This is a genomic window from Thermosynechococcus vestitus BP-1, assembly GCF_000011345.1.
Classification (GTDB): domain Bacteria; phylum Cyanobacteriota; class Cyanobacteriia; order Thermosynechococcales; family Thermosynechococcaceae; genus Thermosynechococcus; species Thermosynechococcus vestitus.
Window position 1 is genome coordinate 1,843,039 of sequence record NC_004113.1, and the last position, 23,306, is coordinate 1,866,344.

A 23,306-nucleotide genomic window follows, 5' to 3' on the forward strand; every position below is an offset into this window, starting at 1 on the left:
GACTATCTGTACTCTAGCAAGGAATTGCCTTCAGGATCGGCGGGAAGCACCCCCTATAATCAAAGCAGAAATCCAATTCTTTGGGTATGAATCAACGCCTCAGTTCACGGCTCACCTCCGCAGTGGCGGCGATCGCCATTGTCTTGCTGGTTCTGCTTTTGAATGCAGTGGTGATTATCAATCCTGGCCAAGCAGGGGTGCTGAGTATCTTGGGAAAGGCTCAAGATACTCCCCTCCTTGAGGGGATTCACTGGAAACCTCCCTTTATTGCCAGCGTGGATGTCTATGACGTAACCGTACAGAAGTTTGAGGTGCCAGCGGAAAGCGCTACCAAGGATTTGCAGGACATTACCGCCAGTTTTGCCATTAACTTTCGCCTAGACCCTATGGCCATCGTGGATGTGCGCCGCACCCAAGGCACACTGGAAAATATTGTTGCCAAAATCATTGCCCCCCAAACCCAAGAGGCCTTCAAAATTGCTGCGGCGCGCCGCACGGCTGAGGAGGCCATTACCAAGCGAGACGAATTGAAGCAGGATTTTGATCACGCCCTAGAGGAACGCTTGTCTAAGTACCACATTCTCGTGCTCGATACCAGTGTTGTGAACCTTGACTTTTCGGAAGAATTTTCCAAGGCGGTGGAGGATAAGCAAATTGCGGAACAGCGGGCACAACGGGCGGTCTACATTGCCCAAGAGGCAGCTCAACAGGCGCAGGCGGAAATTAACCGTGCCCAAGGGAAAGCAGAAGCCCAACGCCTCCTTGCCGAAACCCTCAAAGCGCCGGGTGGTCAGTTAGTGCTGCAAAAGGAAGCGATCGAGGCATGGCGCGAAGGTGGTGCCCAAGTGCCCCAAGTGATTGTCATCAATGGCCAGGAAGGACTGCCCCCCTTTTTGCTGAACTGGAGCAGCGAGCAATCGGTAAGGGAGCGATCGCCCAAATCCCCCTAGAATTGAGAATAGCAATTTGTCCTTTTATTCTTTAATTGCTCGCGATATTGACCCATGATCTCCACCTCTCTTGCTGCCAATCAACAAATTTTACCTTTGACTGCGCAAACCAATGCCCGCGGCCATCTCACCATTGGCGGGTGTGATGTGGTGGAGTTAGTGGCCCAGTTTGGCTCTCCCCTCTACATTCTTGATGAATTCACCTTTCGCACCGCCTGCCGTCAGTATCAAGAAACGCTCCAGCGGGCCTATGGCGGTGAATCTTTGGTGCTGTATGCCTCAAAGGCTTGGAACTGCTTGGCCACCTGCGCCCTTGCCCACAGTGAAGGTTTAGGAATTGACGTCGCCTCAGGGGGCGAGCTCTATACTGCCTTGAGTGCCGGCGTCCCTGCCAGCCATATTTACTTCCACGGCAATAACAAGTCCCCCCAAGAACTCCTCTATGCCCTTGAGGTCAATTGCACCATTGTTGCCGATAACTGGCTAGAGCTAGAACGCCTTGCTGCCTACGTTGAGGAGCATGATCTGTCGACCCCACCCCGGGTCATGTTGCGGTTGACACCGGGAATTGAATGCCACACCCACGAATATATCCGCACCGGGCATCTAGACAGTAAATTTGGCTTTGATCCGCAACAGTTTCCAGAGTTGCTCCAGTTTGCCAAGGCGCATCCAGAACTAGACTGGGTCGGACTGCACGCCCACATTGGCTCTCAAATTTTTGAGGAGCAACCCCACTTAGACCTCTGTGATGTACTGGTGGATTGGCTGGCTCAAGCCCGTGCGGCGATGCTACCCATGCGCGAACTGAATGTAGGGGGTGGACTGGGCATTCGTTATGTAGAATCCGATAATCCGCCGGCGATCGCCCACTGGATAAAGGCAATTAGCCATCAACTGAGCCAAGCCTGTCAGCAACGCCATCTTCCCTTACCAAAACTCATCTGTGAGCCAGGTCGCTCCATCGTGGGGCCGGCGGCAGTGACTGCCTACACTGTGGGTAGCCGTAAGGTGATTCCTGAGCTACGCACCTACATCGCTGTGGACGGCGGCATGTCCGATAATCCACGACCGATGACCTATCAGGCACAATATACAGCCCTGTGTGCTAATCGCATGACCACTGCGGCGACGGAAACCGTCCGCGTAGCCGGCAAGCACTGCGAATCGGGCGATATTCTGCTAGCCCATGCTACCCTACCGCCCCTACAAGCCAACGATATTTTAGTGGTGGCCAGTACGGGTGCCTACAACTACAGCATGGCCTCCAACTATAATCGCGTGCCGCGGCCAGCGGCTGTCATTGTCTGTGATGGCGAAGCTAACCTGATTCTGCAACGGGAAACCTACGCCGATTTGGTGGCTCACGATGTCCTACCCCTGCGCTTGAGCACCCCTACCCCTTAGGAGGTGACGACAAAGATGGGATGATGGCTCTCCTAGGTAACTTGCCGTGGTTACTCCTCTCCTCGGAGACCCTGGCCAAGGTGCGCACCGTCGTAGATGTGGTTTTGGTCTTGGCTTTAACCTACGGTATTTTGCGGGTCGTGGCTGAGCGGCGAACCCTGTGGATGGTACGGGGCTTTATCGTCCTCCTCTTTGCTGCTTCCTTCAGTCGTGCCATTGAGCTTTATTTTTTAGGCTTTGTTCTCCACAACCTGGTCATTGGTTCAGCGGTTGCCTTAGCGGTAATTTTGCAAGGGGAAATTCGCATTTTTCTTGAACAACTGGGACGGGGTCAACTTCTTAGCTTGATGCAACCGGTGGTGGAGTCGAGTCTGACCAATGATGCTGTTGATCTAATTGTGACGGCTGTAAAGGGGTTATCTCAGGATCGTACGGGAGCACTCATTCTGCTGGAAACCCATACAAAGCTCAGTCCCCAAGATTTTACCCATGCAGGGATCGCCCTCAATGCCCGCCTTTCGCCAGAACTCATTACCTGTATTTTTCAGGTGAGTTCACCCCTGCACGATGGGGCAATTTGGGTGCGGGGCAGTGAAGTGGTTGCGGCAAAGCTGATCTTGCCCCTGTCGGATCGCACGGGACCGTGGCAGTTGGGCACTCGCCACCGCGCGGCCCTAGGCATTACCGAACGCATTAGCCACTGTGTCTGTGTGGTGGTCTCTGAGGAAACGGGGTCAATTTCCCTTGCCTTTAAGGGAGAGCTTCAGCGTCCCCTCACAAGCAGTAAACTAGGGGAGCTATTGCGGCAATATGTGCAAAATCAGGCAACAGAAACTTCACAACCGACTCAACGTCGTCACAGCTTAAAATTTTGGAAAATGGTATGGCCACTGCGCTAATTTCCCTCAGTAGGATGTGTCCATGACGCTACAGCCCCATTCACTGATTGAGTTACCCGCCGATTTAGATCGCGATCGCCTACCACGGCATGTGGCGGTGATTATGGATGGCAATGGCCGCTGGGCAAAGCAACGCAATTTACCGCGCATTATGGGACATCAACGGGGGGTGGACACTCTCAAGGATTTGCTGCGCTGCTGCAAAGACTGGGGCATTGAAGCGCTGACCGCCTATGCCTTCTCCACAGAAAATTGGGGACGACCCCTGCCAGAGGTAGAGTTTCTCATGACCCTCTTTGAGCAGGTATTGCGGCGAGAGCTCGGGGAAATGGTGGCCGAGGGTGTGCAAATTCACTTTGTGGGTGACTTGACGTGTTTGCCAAAATCCCTGCAAGCAGAAATTGAGCGAGCCGTGGCAGCTACGGCCAATAACCAAAAAATTAAATTTGTGGTGGCAACGAATTATGGTGGGCGACGGGAAATCATCCACGCTTGCCGTTCGATTGCCGCCCAAGTAAAAGCTGGACTCCTGGATCCTGCGGATATTGATGAGGTGCTCTTTGAACGCCACTTATACACAGGTGGCCTGCCGGATCCCGATTTACTCATTCGCACCAGTGGCGAGCTGCGCATCAGTAACTTTTTCCTGTGGCAGGTGGCCTATGCGGAAATTTATGTCACCAAGACCCTGTGGCCAGATTTTGACCGGTCTGCTTTCCATGAGGCCCTGCGGGATTACCAACAACGACAGCGGCGCTTTGGCCGTGTCTAATTTGGCCGTGTCTAAGTACATCTAAATAAAAGCGATCCGTTTCGATGGACAATAGGAAAGCCCATCGGGTATGTGTTGGAGCGATACTGTGACCCCCCAATTGCGCGTTTACGTCCCCCCCCACCCGCTGATTCAGCATTGGCTAACCGTGGCTCGCGATCGCAACACGCCCACCCCTTTATTTCGGGTGGCCATGACCGAACTGGGGCGCTGGCTGGCCTATGAAGCGGTGCGGGAATGGTTGCCAACAGTGGAAACAGTGGTTGAAACCCCCTTAGCCCCCTGTGGGGCCATGGTCGTGAATCCCCAAGTACCCCTGGTCGTGGTACCAATTCTGCGGGCGGGTTTAGCCTTGCTGGACGGTGCCCAAGGGGTCTTACCAACGGCAACAACCTACCACCTCGGGATTGTGCGGGATGAGACTACCCTTGAACCCAGTTGCTATCTCAATAAGTTGCCCCCTCGGCTCGACCCCCAAACCCGTGTCCTCATTAGCGAGCCGATGTTGGCGACGGGAGGTTCAATCATGACAGCCATGCAGGAATTGGTGCAGCGGGGCATTGATCCCGCCTTGGTGCGCATTATTTCGGTGGTCACTGCCCCCCCGGCGCTGCAGAAACTCGGTGCCCATTTTCCCGCAGTGCAAGTCTATGCAGCCACAATTGATGAGACATTGAATGAGCAGGGCTTTATTGTGCCGGGCTTAGGGGATGCGGGCGATCGCGCCTTTGGTACTGGGGAGGAAGCATAGGGGATGATAACAGTGGTCACTGTGCCGGCGACAACGGCTAATTTGGGTCCGGGGTTTGACTGTTTAGGGGCCGCTTTGACCCTCACCAATAGGTTCACCTTTTCCTTGAGCGATCGCCCCCATGTCAGCGTGCGGGGGCCTGAGGCAGCCGCTGTCAGCAGTGGCCCCAACAACCTGGCCTATCGTGCCTACAGCCGTTTCTATGAATATCTAGGGCGGGAAGCTCCCCCCGTATATTTAGAGATTGATCTAAGGGTTCCCCTCGCACGGGGTCTTGGCAGCTCAGCAACAGCAATTATCGGTGGCTTAGTGGGGGCAAATCGGCTGGCGGGTTTTCCCCTCAGTCATACCGAGGTTCTGGAATTGGCCATTGAAATGGAAGGCCACCCCGATAACGTGGTGCCAGCTCTACTAGGGGGCTGTCGTCTGGCTGTGCAGGAGGATGCTGGCGGATGGCATTGGCTAGAGATTCCTTGGGATCAGGATGTGGTGCCTATTTTGGCAATCCCCGACTTTGAGCTGGCCACGGAAACCGCACGGGAGGTACTGCCCCCCCACTGTGCCTACGGTGATGCCATCTTTAATATCAGTCACCTTGGTGCCTTGTTGCGGGGGTTGGAAACGGGGCAACGAGAATGGCTGCAACTGGCGTTGGCCGATCGCCTGCATCAACCCTACCGCCAAAGTCTGATCAAAGGCTATCCCGATCTCCACAGGGCGGCTCTTGAGGCGGGTGCCCATGGCCTCGTTATTAGTGGAGCAGGCCCAACTCTCTTAGCTCTTGGGGATCCCGTAACTGCTTCAGCCATTGCCACTGCCCTCAAGGAGACTTGGGCAAAGTTTGATGTGCAGGCACAGGTGGAGATACTGGCAATTCAACACCAAGGCACGACGGTGTGCGATCGCTAGAAATCATAGAAGTCAATGTATCGTCTCAATGTATCGTCAGTGATCCGTCAAATGAAAAATGAAGTGCTTCCCGGCCGCTAGGAGGTGATTTGATGAGTCAAGACCAAGATGCCCTGACAACGGAAGTGCTGCAACGCCTGCGCCGCAAAGAGGGAACTTGGCAGGATTGGGGGGCAGGATGCCGCCAACTGCAAAAACAGGGGCTATCTCCCCAAGCAATTTTTGAGGCCACGGGCATTGAACCCATCCACCAAAATCAACTCATTACTGCCCTGCAAGTGAGTCAGAGCCTAGGGGAAGCACCCGAATCGGTGCGTGCCTATTTTCAAACGCGGGGCAGTGATCTGCTCTATGAACTGCGGGTGTTGTCAGCGGGCGATCGCCTGGCAGCAGCGACGCTGATTGTCGAGAAACAACTGGATGTCACTGCGGTTCATGAGGTGTGTCGTGCCCTAAAAGCGGTGAGCTATCGCAAGGATAACAGTGAAGGCTTTGGTGAAAGTGTTGGCGATCGCATTGGTCGCTACTATTGGCAACTGGCACGGCAGCAGCGAGATTTAGCCCAGCGATCGCGCCTCATTGCCCAAGGGCTGCGCTTTGTTGAATCTGCTAGCGGTCGGCAAGCCCTAGAAAAATTACTCACGGACTTCACCGTTGTCCCCGCGGTCAATCAACCCCGCCTCCCCCTTTACCGCTTGGATACGGCTGAGGAAGTTCCCTACTTGGTTCCTGTGGCCGGTACCGCCCCCCTGACAGCGACTGTCTTGCAGCAGGTTCCCCGCCTGAGCTGCACTGAAGTATTTCGCGTGGTTGCGGTTCCCCAAGGAATGAGTCTTGTCGCTCTCCCTGCTTGGCAAGTGCTCCTCAATGCCGTTGATCCAGTGGCGATCCTTTGGCCAGCGGCAGACCTCCCGGCAGAATTACCACCAAGCCCGGAGGGACTGCCCATTGCCCAGGTGCTCCTGGTTGTGGATCGGGGTCTGGCCGAGTGGGACCGCGATCGCTACCTGTTGATTGCCCCTAGCCCCTCTGAGGCAGTTCAACTGGCTTGGTTGCCTGAACCGCCTACAGCTACGGTTGTTGGCCAACTCCTGCTAGTTCTGCGCCCTCCCCAAGTGTTGGATGAGAGCCTCAATAGGGAACTCTGGTTTTTTGAGGAATAACTTCGCTTCAGGCGAGATTAACCACAATCCCCAGAGGGCTGACACTCCCTAAGCTGTAATCTGCCAAGGCTAAAGCCACAGGCTGCCGAGGGGCCCCCAAATTCACCACCACAAGGGTCTGCTCCACCAGTCCCGACCAGAGTTTGCCATCAGCAAAGTGGGCCAAAGGCGGTGTATCCACAATCACCAGATGAAAGTAATTTTTAAGGTGAGCCATGAATGGTTTCAGCGTGTCTTGACTGAGGAGCCGCATCGGCTGTTGCTGCAACTCGCCGGCGGTTAAAATGGCGAGGCCGCGCTGAGTCTGGGCAATGTTATGCCAGTGTCGCCGATGAATTAACCAATCTGCCAAGCCCTGTTCATTGGTCAGTCCAAGATAGCGGTGAATCTTAGGTTGGCGCAAATCCCCATCAATGAGCAGAACCCGCTGACCCGTGCCTGCGGCAGCCAGGGCAAGATGGAGAGCAACGGTGGTACGCCCATCCCCAGGTAGGGCTGAAATGATGGCCAATGACTGCCCCAGACCCACCGCTTGCAGGTTAGCCAACAGATGGTGAAAGGACTCTTGGAACTTCATTCCTTCCCCCACAGTGGGTAGGACTTGGGTCACTTGCCACAACCCCAAGTTGCCCTTGACGACGCGCTCTAGGCGGAGATTGATTTGGGGGGTTGCCTTGGGAATGTTGCCAAGGAGGGGCAAGCCTAGGCTTTCTTGCACCTGGGCTGGACTGACAAACGTAGGGGCGGCAGCATCTGCCAGATAAATGGCCAAAACGCCCAACAGGAGACTGGCGATCGCCCCTAGCGCCAACAGCAGTAAGCGCGGGAATGTGGGTTGGATAGCAGGATTCTCTAAATCCGTCAACACTTGCCAGGCGAAGTTATTCTGCGCCAGTTGCAGTTGCACTGCCTGTCGGGCTTGATGAAGCATCTCTAGGGAGAGCTTCGCCCTCTGAATCTGATGTTGAAGGCGCTCAATGGCGGGGAGTTGGCTACTCAGTTGTTGTAATTGTTGGGCAATCGCCGCTTGGGGAGCTGCCAGCTCAGCATCATAGCGCCGCTGGTTTTCGTATTCAATCCACGCCGTAATGTAGTTGGTAATTAGCGTTTGCGAGACCGTTCCCTGAAAAGCTAGGGCAGTGGGGTTATCCACTGGATATTGCTGACCAATCACTTGGCGGGCGATCGCCTGCAATTGCTCTAGTAAAACTCGGCGTTGTTCCTCTAGAGCTTGGAGGATGGGTGTCCCTTCTCGAAAAATAGCTAAATTCTTGGCAATTTCTTGATCCAGTTCTTGAATGCGTGCCAGTTGCTGCTGATAAGCGGGAGAAGTACTCAAATTTGCTGCCGCTAGGGCTTCGGCGGGTGTCATCTTGAGTTGTTCTTGGAACCCTTGAAAACGACCGTAGGCTTCCACGGCCTTAAGGCGAGCAGCTTGGCGCAGGCTATGGATTTGGCGATACTGTTCCGTCAAAAAGCGCAGTTGCTCTGAAGGTTGCAGGCTGGTACCTTGGGTCTGGCCGGCTTGGAATTGCCGCTGGAGCTCCTCTAATTCTGTAAGGTGCTGATTGATGTGGCTGTCAAGTTGCTTTAGGGTGCGATTGAGTTGTTCTTGGCGATCGCGCTGACTGTAGTCAACAAATGCTTCGGCGACGGCCTTTAACACTGCGGTCACCATTTCTGGCTGGCGATCGCGGTAGGTCACTTCTAGCACTTTTGTTTGTGTCGGCAGTTGGTCTGTTGCTGAACTAACCACTGGTCGAATTTCTAGATGCTCAGCTAAAACCCGTGTGCTCAGATGGGGGTACTGCTGTTGCAGTTTTTGGGCAATGGGTGCCAGTACTTTGTCACTTTCCAAAACGACAATCTGTGATCCCACATCCGTTTGCGGGAAGGCGGTTGGGGAGGGTGTGGGCAAATGGTCTGCAGGGAACGTCCCCATAATGCCCTCCCGTAGTGGTGGCGTTGGCGGAGTTTGGGGCTCACTCACCGGTTCCATCAAGAGACGAAAATGGGCCTCGTAGATTTCGGGGTACCAGAGAACATACCCGCCCATGACCAAGAATGAGAATAAAACCGTGCCTGAGAACAGTCGCCATCGTCGCCGCCAGCGATCGCCAAACCTCTGCACTCCACCCTTGGTTTGGCTCTTGGTGGTGCTGAGGAACCGCGATGGAGGGTGCTGGCGATCAACGATCCGTAAATTGGGTACCTTTTGGGGGAGTGACATCAGTCGTACGCCTAATTAAATATGTTCTCCACTAAGTTGAGAAACACGCCTAAGGTTCCTAATACACCAATAGGACGCAAGGCATTCCCAATCGTATCCCCCACCTGCGTTAGCCCTGACCGTTCCACCACAATCACATCCCCCTGTTGCAATACAGGATTGGTGTTGGCATTCGGTTGGGCTGCCAAGCTAAAGGGAATCCGTCGCCGACTAACCGTGCCATCGCGATTAAGGCGGACCAGCGTCACCGTAGACCGATTGGCACGTTGCACATTGAATCCGCCAGCCGCGCCAATTCCCTGAGTGAGGGTGGCATTTGCTGGCACTTCGACCAATCCCGGTCGCAATACTTCACCCACAACCTGCACCCGAATCACCTGCGGCGAAAAGGTGGCAGAGGCGACCCGAATCGCTTCAGCCGCATTCACTTCCTTCGCCTTGGGCACCACAATCACATCATCACTGCGCAGGGTAATATCTTGACTGGCATCCCCCGACTGAATCATCTCCCAAAGATTAATTTTCGTGACTGCGGTTTGGCCATTCCCCAGTTGGCGGCGGATCTCAATGTTGCGAATATCGGCCTCTTGGGTAATTCCACCGCTTTGAGCAAGGACTTCGCTCAGGCGAGGCCATGCTAAGCCACCGGAAAGGTCGATACCAGGGCCAGAAGCTAATACAGACGTAAAGGGAACAACATAGGATCCTGGACGGGTCACCTCACCCGCCACCAAAATCTTCATGGGGCGCGGGGTCTGCAATGTAACCGTTACTGCTGGAAAGCGCATGACCTTACTGTAAGCGTTGAGAATCACCTGCTGCGCCTGGGGTAGGGTTAAGCCACCCACTATCACTCGCCCCGCCAAGGGTAGAGTGACTGAACCATCGAGATTAACAGTAAATTGTCGTTGACTAGTCACACTGGGTGGAAGGTTAACCACTTCAATAAAAAGCACGTCCCCTGCACCCAAGAGGTAGTCCTGAAGGGGGTTAGCGCTGGTGAAACTGGGGGAACTTGGGCTGAGGGGCATCGGTTGAGCCATAGCCAAGGGGGGTGTCAGAAGGATTGCCCCAAGGGTAAATCCACTAGCAATGGCCAACAGGATGGCAGTATTTTTTTGCCTTGGCCAGGATGGATACCCCATAGTTGATTCTCCCCACTGACTTCCCAATGTTCTAAGTAACCTATACCATTGTTTCCTGTTCTACCATAGGTGATGGGTGGCAGGATGACCGCCCTAGCCTGAGAAAAGGCCTTAAAATGGGGGGGATACCACGTCCCCAGTAGGTCATGCCCAATCAACCGCTCATTTGTCTAGAGAACATTTCCAAGGTTTACGGCCAAGGGGAAACCGAAGTGCAGGCCCTCAGGGCTGTGAATTTGCAAATTCAGCAGGGAGAGTACTGTGCCATTATGGGGGCGTCGGGGTCAGGGAAGTCCACAATGATGAATATTATTGGCTGTTTGGATCGCCCCACCTCTGGCCGCTACTTTCTCGATGGCCAAGATGTGGCCTATCTGAGTGATGATGAACTGGCCCATATCCGCAATGTCAAGATTGGCTTTGTCTTTCAACAGTTTTACTTACTAGGGCAGCTAACGGCACTGGAAAATGTGATGCTGCCTATGGTCTATGCCCAAGTGCCGCCTAAGGAACGGCGCGATCGCGCGATTGCCGCCTTGGAACAGGTAGGCCTAGGGCACCGCCTTGAAAATCGTCCCAATCAACTCTCGGGGGGACAACAACAACGGGTGGCGATCGCCCGCGCCATTGTCAATCGGCCGTTGGTGCTGCTCGCCGATGAACCCACCGGTGCCCTCGATAGTCACACCACTGCCGAAATCCTGGCTATTTTTGGTGAACTCAATGCCGCCGGCATGACCGTCATTATGGTGACCCATGAACCGGATGTGGCAGCGGTCACCCACCGCATTATCCAGTTTCGTGATGGTCAAATTCGTTGCGATCGCCCCAATCTCCCTAGCCCACTGGCGGCATCAGTTTTATCTTAGGAAGGGAAGCTGCTGAGAAAAAAGTAAAAGGAATGGCAAAAGCAGTTTGGAAAGGCGTGACCTTAGCCGAGAGCGATCGCTACGAAGTGGTCGAGGGCAATGTTTACTTTCCGCCAGAAACCCTCAATCTGACCTATTTTCAGCCCAGCGATACTCACACCGTTTGTGGTTGGAAAGGCACAGCCAGCTACTACCACATTGTTGTTAATGGCGAGGTGAATCGCGATGCGGCGTGGTACTACCCCGATCCCAAGCCTGCGGCAGCCCATATCAAGGGCTATGTGGCCTTTTGGCGAGGGGTGCAGGTGACGCGCTCAGGGGAGGAATCCCCGCACGGTTGAGAATTTCGGGAATCAAATCCTCACGGCGCACCGCCATTAAGTGCACCCCCTGACAGAGTTCCCGTGCTTGTTGGACCTGTTCGGCTGCAATGGTTATGCCTTCATCGAGGGGATCAGGTGCTGCGGCCAGCCGATCAATAATGTGCTGGGGAATCGAAGCCCCCGGCACTGCCCGATTGATAAACAGGGCATTTTTAGCAGACTTAAGAAGAAAAATTCCTGCAAGAATGGGCCGACCACAATCCGCGGCAATCTGATCCATAAACTTAGCTAGCCGCTCAAAGTCGGTAATCAACTGCGTTTGGAAAAACTGAGCGCCCGCTGCCAGTTTACGCTCAAACCGTTGTTGCAGACCCGACCAACTGGCAGACTGGGGATCAACGGCGGCGCCGGCAAAGAAATGTGTTGCTCCATCGGCTAGGGGGCGCTCTTCGCTATCCACCCCTCGATTGAGTTGGCCAATGACGCGCAAGAGACGGACAGATTCCAAATCAAAGACGGGCTTGGCTTGGGGATGATCCCCAGCTTTGACGGGGTCGCCCGTAAGTGCCAAAATATTGCGTAAACCAAGGGCGGCAATGCCCATGAGATCCGCTTGCAGCGCAATGCGGTTGCGATCGCGACAAGCTATTTGACAAATCGGCTCAAACCCCTGCTGTTGCAACAAGTAGGCGGCTGCCCAAGAACTCATTCGCAGCACAGCGCGACTGCCATCGGTGACATTGACAGCATGAACTCTCCCCTTCAGATGGGCTGCTTGGCGCAACATTGTACTGGCATCCCTACCCTTAGGGGGACACACCTCGGCGGTAATGAGAAACTCACCCTGCTCACAGGCAGCTTGAAAACGCGAGACTGACAAGGAAGTGGCTAGAGCGCGACTAGGCAACTATCATACACACTCGTGGTGCCCCTTCCTAGGCGGCCAAGTGGGCACTCACCGTCTGCACTAGTGTCTCTGTCCAATAATCAGCAATATTCTGCTGTTCTGCTTCCACCATGACGCGGATAACCGGCTCTGTACCGGAAGCACGCACCAGGACTCGCCCGCGATCGCCCATATCCAGTTGAGCTTTGGCAATCATCCGTTGGAGAGGTTCACACTCTTGCCAGCGAAGCCGCCGCTGGCGATCCTCAACCCGGACATTGCGGAGAATTTGCGGGTAGGGAGTAAAACTTTGGTCCCGCAGTTGCGCTAGGGATAGACCAGAATCCTGAACTAGGGTCGCCAAGTGAACTGCCGTGAGCAGGCCATCCCCCCCCACACCATAGTGGCGGCAGAGGATGTGTCCCGACTGTTCTCCCCCCAGCATGGCACCGTGGCGCAACATTTCTGCATGGACGTATTGATCGCCCACCGCCGCCCGTACCAGTTGTCCACCCCGTGCTTGCCAGGCCCGCTCAAAGCCCAGATTTGACATCACAGTGGCCACAATTAAATCCTTGGGCAGTTGTGCCTGCGACTGGAGTTGTTGTCCCCAGAAATAGAGAATGTGATCGCCATCAACCACCCGTCCTTGACTATCCACCGCCAGGACGCGATCGGCATCGCCATCAAAAGCAAATCCCATCGCAGCACGGGCTTCACGGACAGCTTGCTGCAACGGTTCCAGATAGGTAGAGCCACAGTTGACATTAATCCGATTGCCATCGGCGCGATCGTGGAGAGCAATCACCTCAGCCCCTAGGGCATGGAAGACCGTCGGTGTCACCGCCACCGCCGATCCCCAGGCCAAATCCAACACCACCCGTAGTCCTCGCAGGGGTTGACGATCCTGAAGGGGAGCTTGGACCGCATGGCGATAGCGCTGGACCAATTCGGGGCGATGATGCAAATGTCCCCAATCCTCCCTATAGGGGAGCGATCGGCCGGCATTTAAGTGGGCTTCAATTTCTTTTTGCAGATCAGGGCAAAGTTTGCTGCCATCACTGCCAAAAATTTTAATACCGTTATCGGCGGGGGGATTATGACTGGCAGAAATCATCGCACCACCAATGGCTTCTGTGGTGGCTGTTAGGTAGGCAATACAGGGGGTCGGACACAGGCCCACATGCCACACCTCAAAACCAGCGGCAGTTAAGCCTGCAGCCAAGGCTGTAGCCAACATATCACTGGAGTTGCGGGAGTCTTGACCAATGATAAAGGGGCGCTGGGGTGCATCTGTCGTTTGTCGCAGAACTTCTCCCACCCAGTATCCCAAGCTCAAGGCTAAGTTGGGGGTTAGCAACTCTCCCGCCCGTCCGCGAATGCCATCGGTTCCAAACCGAATCGGCTGCTGCCCAGTCATCGTTGATTCCTCACGCCACACCAACACTCACAATTTTCTAGTCGATTCCCTTAGCTATGCAGAAGAGGATTTGTAACATTTATTCACTATCTCTGGACTATACCATCTCTATACACTTTTGCTATCGCCGTAACGTCCCCCCACAGGAGTATTCTGGATCAGCGAGAATTGAGGCGAAGCCAAATGTTACCACCTGACCTGCGCCAGCAATTGCAATCCTGCCAAGGGCGACTCCTACACCTTTTGCAGTCCTTTTCTTCAGCACGGGTACTCGTGGTGGGGGACCTCACCCTCGATGAATTCCTGACAGGGCAGGTGGAGCGCCTCTCCCGGGAAGCTCCTGTGCTGATTTTGCGCCATGAGTTTACCCGCCAAGTCCCCGGGGGCGGTGCCAACGCTATCTACAATTTGGCCAAGTTGGGCGCTCAGGTGCAGGCGGTTGGTCTTGTCGGTACCGATCCCCAGGGGGAGGCACTCTGTAGCATTTTTCAGGAGGCAGGGATTGATACACGGGGCATCTTGAAGGATAGCGATCGCCCCACAGTGACCAAAACCCGCATTTCGGGCCATGCTCGCCAGTCGGTGACCCAGCAAATTGTCCGCGTCGATCGCAAATCCGATGATCTCCCTTCCCCGGCCCTTCAGGAAGCGCTAGCTACCTTCATTCGCGAGCAGCTGGGGACTGCCGATGCGGTAGTTTGCTCCGACTATGGGGATGGTGTCTTTACGCCCCCTGTGATTGCCGCTGCTTTGGAGCATCAGCGCACGATTGTTGATAGCCAACGGGATTTAGCCCGCTATCGCGGTGCTTTCCTATTTACGCCAAACCTGCCAGAAGCGGAGGCAGCAGTGGGCTACCCAATTCGGACGGAGGCGGAGGTCCTGCAAGCGGGGGAAGACCTGCTGAATTTGACCGGGGCTAAATATGTGCTGATTACGCGGGGGGATGCTGGTATGAGTCTCTTTAGCCGGGAGGCAGCGCCCTATCATTTGCCCGCCTTTAACCGCACAGATGTCTTTGATGTAACTGGTGCAGGCGATACGGTTGTGGCTGCTTTAACCCTTGCCCTTGTGGCGGGGGCTAGTCTTTGGGAGGCGGCCGTTTTAGGCAATTTAGCCGCCAGTATTGTCGTACGCCAGTTTGGTACAGCCACCACCTCCACCGCAGAGATGGCGGCAGCCCTTCGCTCTTTGCTGGAAGATTAGGGCCGCGTGGCCTGCTGCAACCATTTAAGAAGGCCTTGGGCAAGGGTGCGAGCAAGCTCACCTTGGGCTTGGGGGTTAACAATCCACTCAAACTCTTCGGGGTGAATCATGAAGCCCAGTTCTAGCAGCACCGCAGGGGCAATTGTCGGACGAGTTAGGGCAAGGTTATTCCAAAACACACCGTACTGCGGCCGCCGCAGTTGCTGACTCAAATAATTCCCTAGGAAAACCGCAAGGTCATGGCTTTGAGGGTGATACCAAAAGGCGCCAATTCCTTGGGTATTGCGGGCATCGCCAGCATCGGGAAGAGCATTGTAGTGCAGGCTGAGGGCAAGGGTGGGTTGAGCGGATTCAATGGCGAGACTGCGATCGAGTAAGTCCAGATCAATATCCTCTGTGCGCGTTAAAATGACCGTTGCCCCAAGGCGTTCTAGCTCGGGTGCCAGTTTTTTTGCCAGTGTGAATGTGACAACCTTCTCTGGGGTACCATCTGGGCCCCGTGCCCCCAGATCCTCAGGCCCGCCATGGCCAGGATCGATGAGGATTTTAATTCCCCGCAGGGGTTGTGTGCCCTGTTGGAGTTGTGGTGGATGGCGCAGTTGCAGCAGCAGCCGATTCCCTTCATAGGCGACGCGATAGCCCCACTGTTGGCGATGATGCAGCGTAAACCGATACTCCACCCGTTGTTGATCAAGGGGGGACCAATCAAGGCGCTGAATGACGGGATCAGTATCGACGCGAATGATGTCGGTTTGGGGAATCGTGTTGTGGAGCGTCAGCGTGAACTGGCGATCGCCCTGCTGAATGGAAATTGGCACCGGCACATCCAAAGGAAAGCTGATTTCTGTCCAACCCGACCGCTGACGACTGGTAATACTGCGAATGGTGGCTGTTGTCGGCAGCGCACTGGAAAGGAAGCGCACCTCATCGGCGCGGATCCAACCCCCATAGTCCAGATGCAACCAATCCCCCGTTTGTCCTCGCACCCGTGCTCGCGTTCCCACTGGCAGGGGCGTCAGCCGCGAATAATCGGTGCTGGGCCCAGTGCGTGCTACGCCCCCAAAAGGGCGGTTGACTTCAACAACAGGTAAGTGCGTCGGCTCAGCCACACGAATGCGGGCACCCAGTTGCCGCTGGCTTGCAAATCGCCATTGAATTGGGCCATAGTCCCCCACCTGGGTCAATTGCAGGCAGTTGCGGTACAAAGAAGGGCGAGCAGTGACCCCATCGGCTTGATCAATCAGGGCGGCAAGATTAGAGGGCAGTTGCACTTGGGGGGGTAGGGGTTCTAGGGGCAGAAGGTGCTGACCCACTTGCACTTCAACGGCGCGATCGCCAGGGGCAGCAGCGGTAAAGCAAACAATATCATTGGGCAGCCGCACTAAATCGGCTGTTGGCTCTAGGGGTTGTGGGCTGGTCGGTATTTCGGGCACGGTGCGGGTGATGGCAAACTCGAGGCGTTGATCTCCCGCTTGGAGAGTGATGCGATTCAATCCGGGTTGCAGAGGAATACTGGGGGCAAAGTGTCCCGCTGGCGAGCGATCGCCAATCACTTGACCATTGAGCGTCACTGCGACCTGGGGCGGGGCTGTACCAATAAAGAAAATCTGGGGGGCACTGGTGGTGTGCTGCCGCGGCGGATAAACCACTTGTAGGGAACCCTGTGCTGTTGCTGGCTGGAGTGAACCCACGATGACTGCACTCAGGAAACTCAAACTCACCCCATTCACCCCCAACCCTCATACCTTTCTTAACCTTTTCTTCAGATTACAGCGCTTTTCTAAAATGCGGGATACCGATGATGCCGTTTTGCCTATTTTGCCTATTGTGATCCTGCTTCATCCTTGTGGAAAGAACTGTTATAAAAGTCAATTACTTCTCAGAAAAGAGAAGAAATTCTCTCTTAGGCCACTTATAGAATTCTTTGATCCCTGGCAAATTAGCATATTTTTTAACATTGGGATCATTGCCATCTCTGGGAAATCCATCCATAATAGGAAGTATCCTCTCTCATAAATTTTCTTAATGTTGCGCAACACTATTTCTTTAGTTTTGTTGTTTTGCAACGTGAGTTTGCGCAGCACTTTTATCACAAGTCGGTGTCCATCAAAAAGAATTTAAGGATTATTTAACTATGGTTACGATGCAAACGATTCACTGTCCTCACTGTGGTAAATTAGCGCTGCGCCAGCGCTATGGTTCCGTGAGTCACACCCAATGTCCCCACTGTGATTACGTCCTAACAATGTGCGATCGCACGGGACGGGTGCTAGAGGCCTATACGCCGGAAATTACCCATGTGGGTCAGTATGGCCCCAATCTCACCTGCACCATAGAGCGGACAAGGGCACTCTGCTAGCAAGGATTTATTAGAAGAATCTAAAGATTGATGAGGGAAATCCTGAGAGTTGTTAAGATAGTTTACATATGGCTATCTTACTTCTACTGGTACTGGCATTGGTGCTGTGGTCGGTGCGACTCCTTCACGGCGCCTATCGCCTTCGGGATTTTTCCTTACTGCTGGCGAGCGGCCTTGTGGCCATCTCAGCGGGAGGTGTCATTTTTGTCTATAGCCTGATGAATGGCTGCGTTGGCTATCTCAGTCAAGCTCAGCCTATTCCTGAATCCGATGCTGCTGTCATCATGTCTGATGTGGCCTACTTTGAGAGTGCCTCTGGAACCACAAACACAACCTTTAGCCCCTAGATTCGACTAACAATCCAAGCATAGGCGATCGCCAGGGTGAACACCGTGAGTGGAGCACCAAAGCGAAAGTGCTGCCAAAAGGAAAACCGCTGCCCGGAGCTAGCAGCTGCCTCCACTGTAATTAAATTAGCCACAGCGCCAAAAAGGGTGAGATTCCCCGCGAGGGTACTCGTGGCTGCCAGGAGGTACCAGAGTTGATCGGCACTTTTGGGGATAAACTGCCCCAAGAGCAGCACCGTCGGCACGTTAGAGATCAAATTCGACAGCAATGCTGTAATCACCACGAGGGGCAAGGGCTGATTCAGCCAAGGGCGCAAAATGCCTAGTAAATCAAGGTTTTGCATACAGCGGGTCAGAATAAACAGACCCGCAAACAGAACCAATAGTGACCAATCCACCTGAGCAAGTACCCGCTCTGGCTGAAGACGGCGGGTAACCAGCAAAGCTGCGGCTGCCAATAGAGAGGATTCTGCTAGGGGAAAGCCCAGCAGAAAGGCCAAAAACATCAGCCCAGAGACAATCAGTGTCTTGTGGAGTAACCCTTTTTGCACCGGCGCTGCTGGGAGTGTAGCTAATGTAAAGGGTTGGCGCGATCGCACCTCCGGATAGAGCCACCCCAACCAGGCCACTTGCAGACCCAACCCCACCCCTGCAACGGGTACCATCACTTGGGCAAACGGAAGATACCCTAACTCGGAAAACGATCCCACGAGAATATTTTGGGGATTGCCGCTAAGGGTAGCTACAGAACCGATATTGGTTGCCCCTGCGATCGCCAGCAGGTAGGGCACTGGATTCAAACCCAAAACATGGGTAATGCGCAGGGTTAAAGGCGTCGTTACAAGGGCAAGGGTATCATTCAGAAAGACCGCCGATAGTATTCCCGTCGCCACGGTGAGAAACACCAGCAACCCCCAGGGACTGCCACTAAAGCGCACCACGGTCACCACCGCTATTTGAAAAAAGCCGCTTAAGCCGAGATAGGCATTCACAATCATCATGCTCAGCAAGAACACGATGGCTTGGGGATCAATGGCTTGCCACGCAGTGGGTAGATCAATCGCCCCTAGGGCAATCAAAAGAGCCGCACTCACAAGGGCGATCGTTGCGCGATTCATGTGTAGCCCCGGCACCCCCCCAAGGGCCAAGGCACCGTAGCTGAGGGCGAGAATCAGGAGTTGCAGCAGAAACCGCAGCACCTACTGTTGGGTTTGAATTTTCTCGGCCTCTAGGGCATCAAGCAATTTCCCAAGGGCCGCAAGATCGTCACCATCATATTCCCGCTTCCACAGCAGTTGGGAAATTTGGTTTTCAATGGCTGAGGTTAAGACTTGGGTTTCGAGCACCCGTTGCACTAAGCGTTGGATCATCATAGGGATTTGGCAGCTTAGACAGTTGTTCTCTAGGGTAGCCCATTGGCTGTGGATCAAATCGAAGGAACCACTTTCTCAAGTGGCACAATTTGCGATAGTGGGGGCACTGGGATCAGCAAAGCATTGATCCTGAGCCGGGGATCGTTGTCCCATCAATAAGTCGTGTTTCGATAAATTAAGGAAAGTTGAAATTCTAGGATACACCAGATATACTAAAGGGCGACTTTTGTAAACTCAATAACAGTACTTTAAAGGCAAAGGAGGTAAGGCAACTTGGCCAGAAGACGGAAGCGGAAGAGCCGGCGGCGTCTCGAAGGGCGCAAAATCCTTGAGTGCGTACCTCAATATAGCATCGAAAGTGGCGAAGATAAACCCGTGACAGCGGCGCGAAAATTTATTCAGGCCAAGGGGATCACCCCACCCGCTTTAGTGCTTGTTAAGCGGAATGAGCACACCACCGATCGCTACTTCTGGGCAGAAAAGGGCCTGTTTGGTGCGCAGTACGTTGAAGAAAACCACTTTTTATTCCCTAGCCTAAGGGAACTTGCAGAAGAGAAAATGGCAGCCACCACCCGTTAGGCTGTTTTTTTTACAAGCATCCTTTTGAGGGGGAGTCAGGACTTGCTCTTGGCTCTTTTTGCTTTGGTGGCGAGGGGCTCAAGATTTGATCTTTTTGCGCCATTTACTTATGGCAATTTGGCAACCGTCCTCATAAAATAGAAATAGCGGAGACACACGTTTCCGTTCACTCCTCACACCACACCCCGCCTGGACAGTTATTGGTTCGGGCGGCTTCCTTTTTGTAAAGGTTTGTAAAGACTTACAACTCCCAAACGTGGCTAGAATCCTTGAGATAACCCTTCACCTTTGCCAAATCCGCTAGCTGGGTAAAGGGGCTGGTTTGAGCGTATTTGACTAGGGTCTCTAAAAGCATAGCCAGTTGAGTATTATCGCCACGCTCGATCGCCCCATCAATGCGCTCAAAGAGTTGCCGGAAGTTCCGTGCCCGCTCATCGAAGGCATGGTTAAGATAGCCTATGACAAACTCCTGAGTCTGCCTAATCTTGGCAATGGTTGCTTCCTTCTCTGCTTCAATTTGTTGACGCTTGGTAATTTCCTGCTCTTTCAGCTTTGCGTACTCTAAATACCTGTCGTAAAGAGAAAAAAGTGAAGTAATTGTGTTGACAAGAGCAACTACAGTAGTTCCGCTGACAGGAGCATCTACAGGCTGTCCGTACACGATTTTTCCCCCATAAATTCCGTCCGCTAGGCATTGGCTTTGAGCATTTTTTTACTTGCCACTTAATCTGTTGCCAGTACAAGGATCAGTGTCAATAATTTCATACAGTGCTTTGACCAAAAGAAATACTCGCTGAAACGTCTCTGCATCCCGCTCGACCTCAAACCCGTTGTGAATTGCCCTCTCCAAGTCGTTTAAGGCGATGTGGCAACGAGGAGAAAGCTCTTCTAGACATCCTTGTAACTCTGCGATCCGTGGTTGAACACCTGTTTCCAGATACTTAATGTAAGCATCTATCTTAGCGATTTCTTTATCTACTTCCGCTGCAAACTCAGTCGCCTCGGTGAGATCTTTTTCTCCCTTTCCTGCCAGCATTATTCCCCCTATCATTAGCGCGGGGCCAGCCATAGCAGCATTAAGCACAAGGCTGCCCAGAGCCATACCTCCTCCACCGGCTGCCAGTGAGCCACCACCCAACCATGCTAGGGTTGCATTGGTTGCTGCTGCGCCACTCAATGCTCCAATGGCTGTTCCTGTACTTGCGGTTCCCACTAAACTGGCCAGCTCAAAAACAGCCATTTGGACGACTGCTGCTGTTCCTCCCATTGCGACGATAGTTGCACCAGTAAAGCCTAAATTCTCGAATAGCTTGTCTTGAGCAGCACCACCATCGAGATGACTCTTAACTTCAGATAGGGTCAAACGTTGTAGAAATTCAAGTTCACTTACTGATAGTTTTTGCTTTAATTGCTTACAAAGGTGCCTGAAGCGCAAGACGATAAGGTTAAAGACCGTATGTCTTTGCTCATCATATGCCCTCAGTCGGCTTTCGGTAGAATCCTTTACAGAATTGTACCTGTTTGCCTTGGCAGCGTAGCGCTGCTTTGCTTCTTCAATTTTCTTCTGGGCTTCTTCAATTTTACTCCAGCCTTCGGCACCAGTGGCGATACCGATGACACCAGTGACGCCGGCAGCTGCTCCCAAGAGGATAGGAATGATGAAAACCATAGGGATGATTAAATGAGATGAGTGAGAGGATATCTAACTGGTACCACAAAAAGTGATACAGTCAAACCATAGAACTACAGATTTTATGTTTCTTAACTAAGAAAATTAAAATGCAATACCGCATTTGTCATCAAACCACCTACACCTACAGTGCTCCCGTTGCCCTTGCCCCCCACGATTTGCGCTTGATTCCCCGCAGTGATGGCCACCAACGCCTGCGATCGCTCTCCCTGGAAATTTTACCGACTCCCCAAGGTCATAGTTCTGTCCTCGATGTCTATGGTAATCACATTCAGCGCTACTGGTGGTTACCGCAGCCCACTACTTCCCTCATGATTCAGGTCACTTCTGAAGTAGAAACCTATTGCGACAACCCCTTTAACTATTTGCTCGAACCATGGGCAGTCACACTCCCTTTTAACTATCCCCAGCGGCTGGCAACTAGCCTGCATCCCTATCTATCACTGCCAGTGGATCCGGTTGCCTATGAGCTGGCTTGGCAAATTTTAGCCAGTGGCGATCGCCAGGTCCTCACATTTCTCAGTGACCTCAATAACAAAATTTACCGTACTTGTCAGCACCAAATTCGTGAAACCGGTGCCCCTTGGCCCCCCTGTGTCACTTGGGCAAAACAAACGGGTTCCTGTCGCGATACGGCAGTTTTGTTTATCCATGCCTGTCGGGCTGTGGGCCTGGCGGCGCGGTTTGTCAGTGGCTATCAGGAAGGGGACTTGGAGAATCCTGAACGGCACCTCCATGCTTGGGTGGAAGTGTATTTGCCGGGGGCAGGCTGGCGGGGCTATGATCCCACCCACGGCCTAGCGGTGAGCGATCGCCACATTGCCCTTGTGGCTGCCGCTGATCCGGCAGATGCTGCCCCCATTGAAGGCGTCCTACGGGGACAGGGGGTCACCTCCACCATGAGCTATCAACTACAGATTCAGCGCCTCTCCTAGGTATGGAAGAAAAAGGCAGTACCGAGAATCCCATAGGTCGCCAAAAGTAGCGCTCCCTCTAGCCAGTTGGAGCGGCCATCTAGGCTAATCACATTGGCAATGACAACCGCAATAATCACCGTCACCACCTCAAAAAGACTAAAGTTCAAATCCATTGGCTGACCGATGAACTGGCCAATAAGCACAAGAATAGGTGCCACCAAAAGCGCCACCAACAGGGATGACCCCAAGGCAATGGAAACAGACAGATCCATATTGTTTTTCAGGGCAACCCCCACAGCAGTCACATATTCCGCTGCACCGCCCACCAACGGCAAGAGAATGACCCCAGTAAATAGGGGCGTCAAACCCAGTCCTGCCGTTGCCTCCTCGACAGCACCAACAAAGATTTCTGACTCAAAGGCCACCCCAATGGTGGCAATGATGAGAACGGTAAGCCAAAGGGGGAGGTTAGGCTTTTCGTGGTGTCCTGCCTCGCCTCCTAGTTCCACCTCACTGACATCGTAAAGATAGCTGTGGGTTTTCAGGGAAAAGATTAACGTCAGCCCATAAACGAGAATCAGAATGATGGCTGCCACAACTGACATTTGGGAAATTGCCCCTGGCGGCACCCTATCGGAGGTATAAATCACCATTGCTGGCAAAAGCATGGCGGCGATCGCCACCGTCATCGAGGAAGCATTGACCCGTGCCACCACTGGGGCAAAGGATTGTTCCTTGTAGCGAATGCCCCCCAGCAGCATGGATAGCCCCATCACCAGCAAAAGGTTCGCCATTAGGGTTCCCGTAATACTGGCTTTGACAATATCCACTAAACCCGCTCGCAGCGCCACAATGGCAATAATGAGTTCCGTGGCATTGCCAAAGAGGGCATTTAAGAGGCCACCGATCGTCGGACCCGTGGCAAGGGCCACCTCCTCCGTTGCTGTACTCAACCAAATCGCCAAGGGGACGATCGCCAGGGCTGCCAAAATAAAGACAGTGAGAGCGCCCCATTCCAGTTGTTCCGCAGCAATGGAGAGGGGAATAAACAGCAAAAAAACAATCGACACCAGTCGCTTCATGGGGCATCCCTTACACCGTGAAAGGACAA

At 53.6% G+C, this 23,306-nt stretch carries 24 protein-coding genes; 14 read left to right on the forward strand and 10 right to left on the reverse strand.

Going from position 1 to position 23,306, the window contains the following annotated elements; all coding sequences use genetic code 11:
- Positions 1–86 precede the first annotated feature (86 nt).
- From TLL_RS08940 to TLL_RS08970, 7 genes are all read left to right on the forward strand, one after another.
- On the forward strand, positions 87–950 hold the full coding sequence (locus TLL_RS08940) for a prohibitin family protein (RefSeq protein ID WP_011057597.1): 864 nt from the start codon (positions 87–89) through the stop codon (positions 948–950).
- Positions 951–1,004: 54 nt separating this feature from the next.
- Entirely contained in the window at positions 1,005–2,357 is a 1,353-nt protein-coding gene (gene lysA, locus TLL_RS08945; RefSeq protein ID WP_011057598.1) for a diaminopimelate decarboxylase, read from the forward strand.
- 20 nt (positions 2,358–2,377) lie between these two features.
- A complete protein-coding gene (gene cdaA / locus TLL_RS08950; RefSeq protein ID WP_011057599.1) occupies positions 2,378–3,256 on the forward strand; it encodes a diadenylate cyclase CdaA in 879 nt (292 codons plus the stop codon).
- Positions 3,257–3,278: 22 nt separating this feature from the next.
- Positions 3,279–4,028: a polyprenyl diphosphate synthase gene (uppS, locus tag TLL_RS08955; protein WP_164920928.1), complete on the forward strand. Its 750-nt coding sequence runs from the start codon at positions 3,279–3,281 to the stop codon at positions 4,026–4,028.
- An 88-nt stretch (positions 4,029–4,116) separates the two neighbouring features.
- The gene (gene upp / locus TLL_RS08960) at positions 4,117–4,779 is read left to right on the forward strand and encodes a uracil phosphoribosyltransferase (RefSeq protein ID WP_164920929.1); all 663 of its coding nucleotides are present in this window, start codon (positions 4,117–4,119) and stop codon (positions 4,777–4,779) included.
- Positions 4,780–4,782: 3 nt separating this feature from the next.
- Positions 4,783–5,688 carry a homoserine kinase gene (gene thrB / locus TLL_RS08965; RefSeq protein ID WP_011057602.1) on the forward strand — a complete coding sequence of 302 codons (906 nt, stop codon included), beginning with the start codon at positions 4,783–4,785 and terminating at the stop codon, positions 5,686–5,688.
- 92 nt (positions 5,689–5,780) lie between these two features.
- Complete coding sequence (locus tag TLL_RS08970) at positions 5,781–6,851, forward strand: RuBisCO accumulation factor 1 (protein ID WP_011057603.1); 1,071 nt, start codon at positions 5,781–5,783, stop codon at positions 6,849–6,851.
- A gap of 7 nt (positions 6,852–6,858) precedes the next feature.
- On the opposite strand, the gene TLL_RS08975 is transcribed toward TLL_RS08970, so the two are convergent.
- Positions 6,859–9,081 carry a polysaccharide biosynthesis tyrosine autokinase gene (locus TLL_RS08975; protein WP_011057604.1) on the reverse strand — a complete coding sequence of 741 codons (2,223 nt, stop codon included), beginning with the start codon at positions 9,079–9,081 and terminating at the stop codon, positions 6,859–6,861.
- 11 nt (positions 9,082–9,092) lie between these two features.
- On the reverse strand, positions 9,093–10,226 hold the full coding sequence (locus TLL_RS08980; protein ID WP_011057605.1) for an SLBB domain-containing protein: 1,134 nt from the start codon (positions 10,224–10,226) through the stop codon (positions 9,093–9,095).
- A 146-nt stretch (positions 10,227–10,372) separates the two neighbouring features.
- Between TLL_RS08980 and TLL_RS08985 the strand changes: the two genes are divergently transcribed.
- Positions 10,373–11,095: an ABC transporter ATP-binding protein gene (locus TLL_RS08985; RefSeq protein ID WP_011057606.1), complete on the forward strand. Its 723-nt coding sequence runs from the start codon at positions 10,373–10,375 to the stop codon at positions 11,093–11,095.
- A 32-nt stretch (positions 11,096–11,127) separates the two neighbouring features.
- Positions 11,128–11,436 (forward strand): DUF427 domain-containing protein, encoded by a 309-nt coding sequence (locus TLL_RS08990; RefSeq protein ID WP_011057607.1) that lies wholly within the window; start codon positions 11,128–11,130, stop codon positions 11,434–11,436.
- Here TLL_RS08990 and TLL_RS08995 read toward each other — a convergent pair.
- Both TLL_RS08995 and glmM read right to left on the reverse strand, forming a co-directional pair.
- A complete protein-coding gene (locus TLL_RS08995; protein WP_126986764.1) occupies positions 11,366–12,298 on the reverse strand; it encodes a methylenetetrahydrofolate reductase in 933 nt (310 codons plus the stop codon). The genes TLL_RS08990 and TLL_RS08995 overlap by 71 nt on opposite strands.
- Before the next feature lie 55 nt (positions 12,299–12,353).
- Positions 12,354–13,724, reverse strand: a complete 1,371-nt coding sequence (glmM, locus tag TLL_RS09000) for a phosphoglucosamine mutase (RefSeq protein WP_231833758.1) — start codon at positions 13,722–13,724, stop codon at positions 12,354–12,356.
- A gap of 183 nt (positions 13,725–13,907) precedes the next feature.
- Between glmM and rfaE1 the strand changes: the two genes are divergently transcribed.
- Positions 13,908–14,930, forward strand: a complete 1,023-nt coding sequence (rfaE1, locus tag TLL_RS09005) for a D-glycero-beta-D-manno-heptose-7-phosphate kinase (RefSeq protein ID WP_011057610.1) — start codon at positions 13,908–13,910, stop codon at positions 14,928–14,930.
- Here the strand turns inward: rfaE1 and TLL_RS09010 are convergent.
- The gene (locus TLL_RS09010; RefSeq protein ID WP_165442186.1) at positions 14,927–16,651 is read right to left on the reverse strand and encodes an N-acetylmuramoyl-L-alanine amidase; all 1,725 of its coding nucleotides are present in this window, start codon (positions 16,649–16,651) and stop codon (positions 14,927–14,929) included. The genes rfaE1 and TLL_RS09010 overlap by 4 nt on opposite strands.
- 413 nt (positions 16,652–17,064) lie before the next feature.
- On the opposite strand from TLL_RS09010, the gene TLL_RS09015 reads away from it, so the two are divergent.
- Positions 17,065–17,289: a hypothetical protein gene (locus TLL_RS09015; RefSeq protein ID WP_011057612.1), complete on the forward strand. Its 225-nt coding sequence runs from the start codon at positions 17,065–17,067 to the stop codon at positions 17,287–17,289.
- A 68-nt stretch (positions 17,290–17,357) separates the two neighbouring features.
- On the forward strand, positions 17,358–17,636 hold the full coding sequence (locus TLL_RS09020) for a hypothetical protein (protein ID WP_011057613.1): 279 nt from the start codon (positions 17,358–17,360) through the stop codon (positions 17,634–17,636).
- On the opposite strand, the gene TLL_RS09025 is transcribed toward TLL_RS09020, so the two are convergent.
- Together TLL_RS09025 and TLL_RS12655 are read right to left on the reverse strand one after the other, a co-directional pair.
- Positions 17,633–18,835, reverse strand: coding sequence for an anion transporter (locus TLL_RS09025; RefSeq protein ID WP_011057614.1), 1,203 nt, complete (start codon positions 18,833–18,835; stop codon positions 17,633–17,635). The genes TLL_RS09020 and TLL_RS09025 overlap by 4 nt on opposite strands.
- Positions 18,836–19,009 carry a hypothetical protein gene (locus TLL_RS12655; RefSeq protein WP_011057615.1) on the reverse strand — a complete coding sequence of 58 codons (174 nt, stop codon included), beginning with the start codon at positions 19,007–19,009 and terminating at the stop codon, positions 18,836–18,838.
- 273 nt (positions 19,010–19,282) lie between these two features.
- On the opposite strand from TLL_RS12655, the gene TLL_RS09030 reads away from it, so the two are divergent.
- Complete coding sequence (locus TLL_RS09030; protein ID WP_041429094.1) at positions 19,283–19,588, forward strand: DUF3155 domain-containing protein; 306 nt, start codon at positions 19,283–19,285, stop codon at positions 19,586–19,588.
- A 241-nt stretch (positions 19,589–19,829) separates the two neighbouring features.
- Here the strand turns inward: TLL_RS09030 and TLL_RS09035 are convergent, their stop codons facing one another.
- Positions 19,830–20,249, reverse strand: a complete 420-nt coding sequence (locus TLL_RS09035; protein WP_011057617.1) for a hypothetical protein — start codon at positions 20,247–20,249, stop codon at positions 19,830–19,832.
- Positions 20,250–20,300: 51 nt separating this feature from the next.
- Positions 20,301–21,257, reverse strand: coding sequence for a hypothetical protein (locus TLL_RS09040; protein ID WP_011057618.1), 957 nt, complete (start codon positions 21,255–21,257; stop codon positions 20,301–20,303).
- Between the two features lie 110 nt (positions 21,258–21,367).
- Between TLL_RS09040 and TLL_RS09045 the strand changes: the two genes are divergently transcribed.
- Positions 21,368–22,213: a transglutaminase family protein gene (locus tag TLL_RS09045; protein ID WP_011057619.1), complete on the forward strand. Its 846-nt coding sequence runs from the start codon at positions 21,368–21,370 to the stop codon at positions 22,211–22,213.
- Here the strand turns inward: TLL_RS09045 and cax are convergent.
- On the reverse strand, positions 22,210–23,277 hold the full coding sequence (gene cax / locus TLL_RS09050; RefSeq protein ID WP_011057620.1) for a calcium/proton exchanger: 1,068 nt from the start codon (positions 23,275–23,277) through the stop codon (positions 22,210–22,212). The two genes, TLL_RS09045 and cax, sit on opposite strands and share 4 nt — an antisense overlap.
- Between the last annotated feature and the right edge of the window lie 29 nt (positions 23,278–23,306).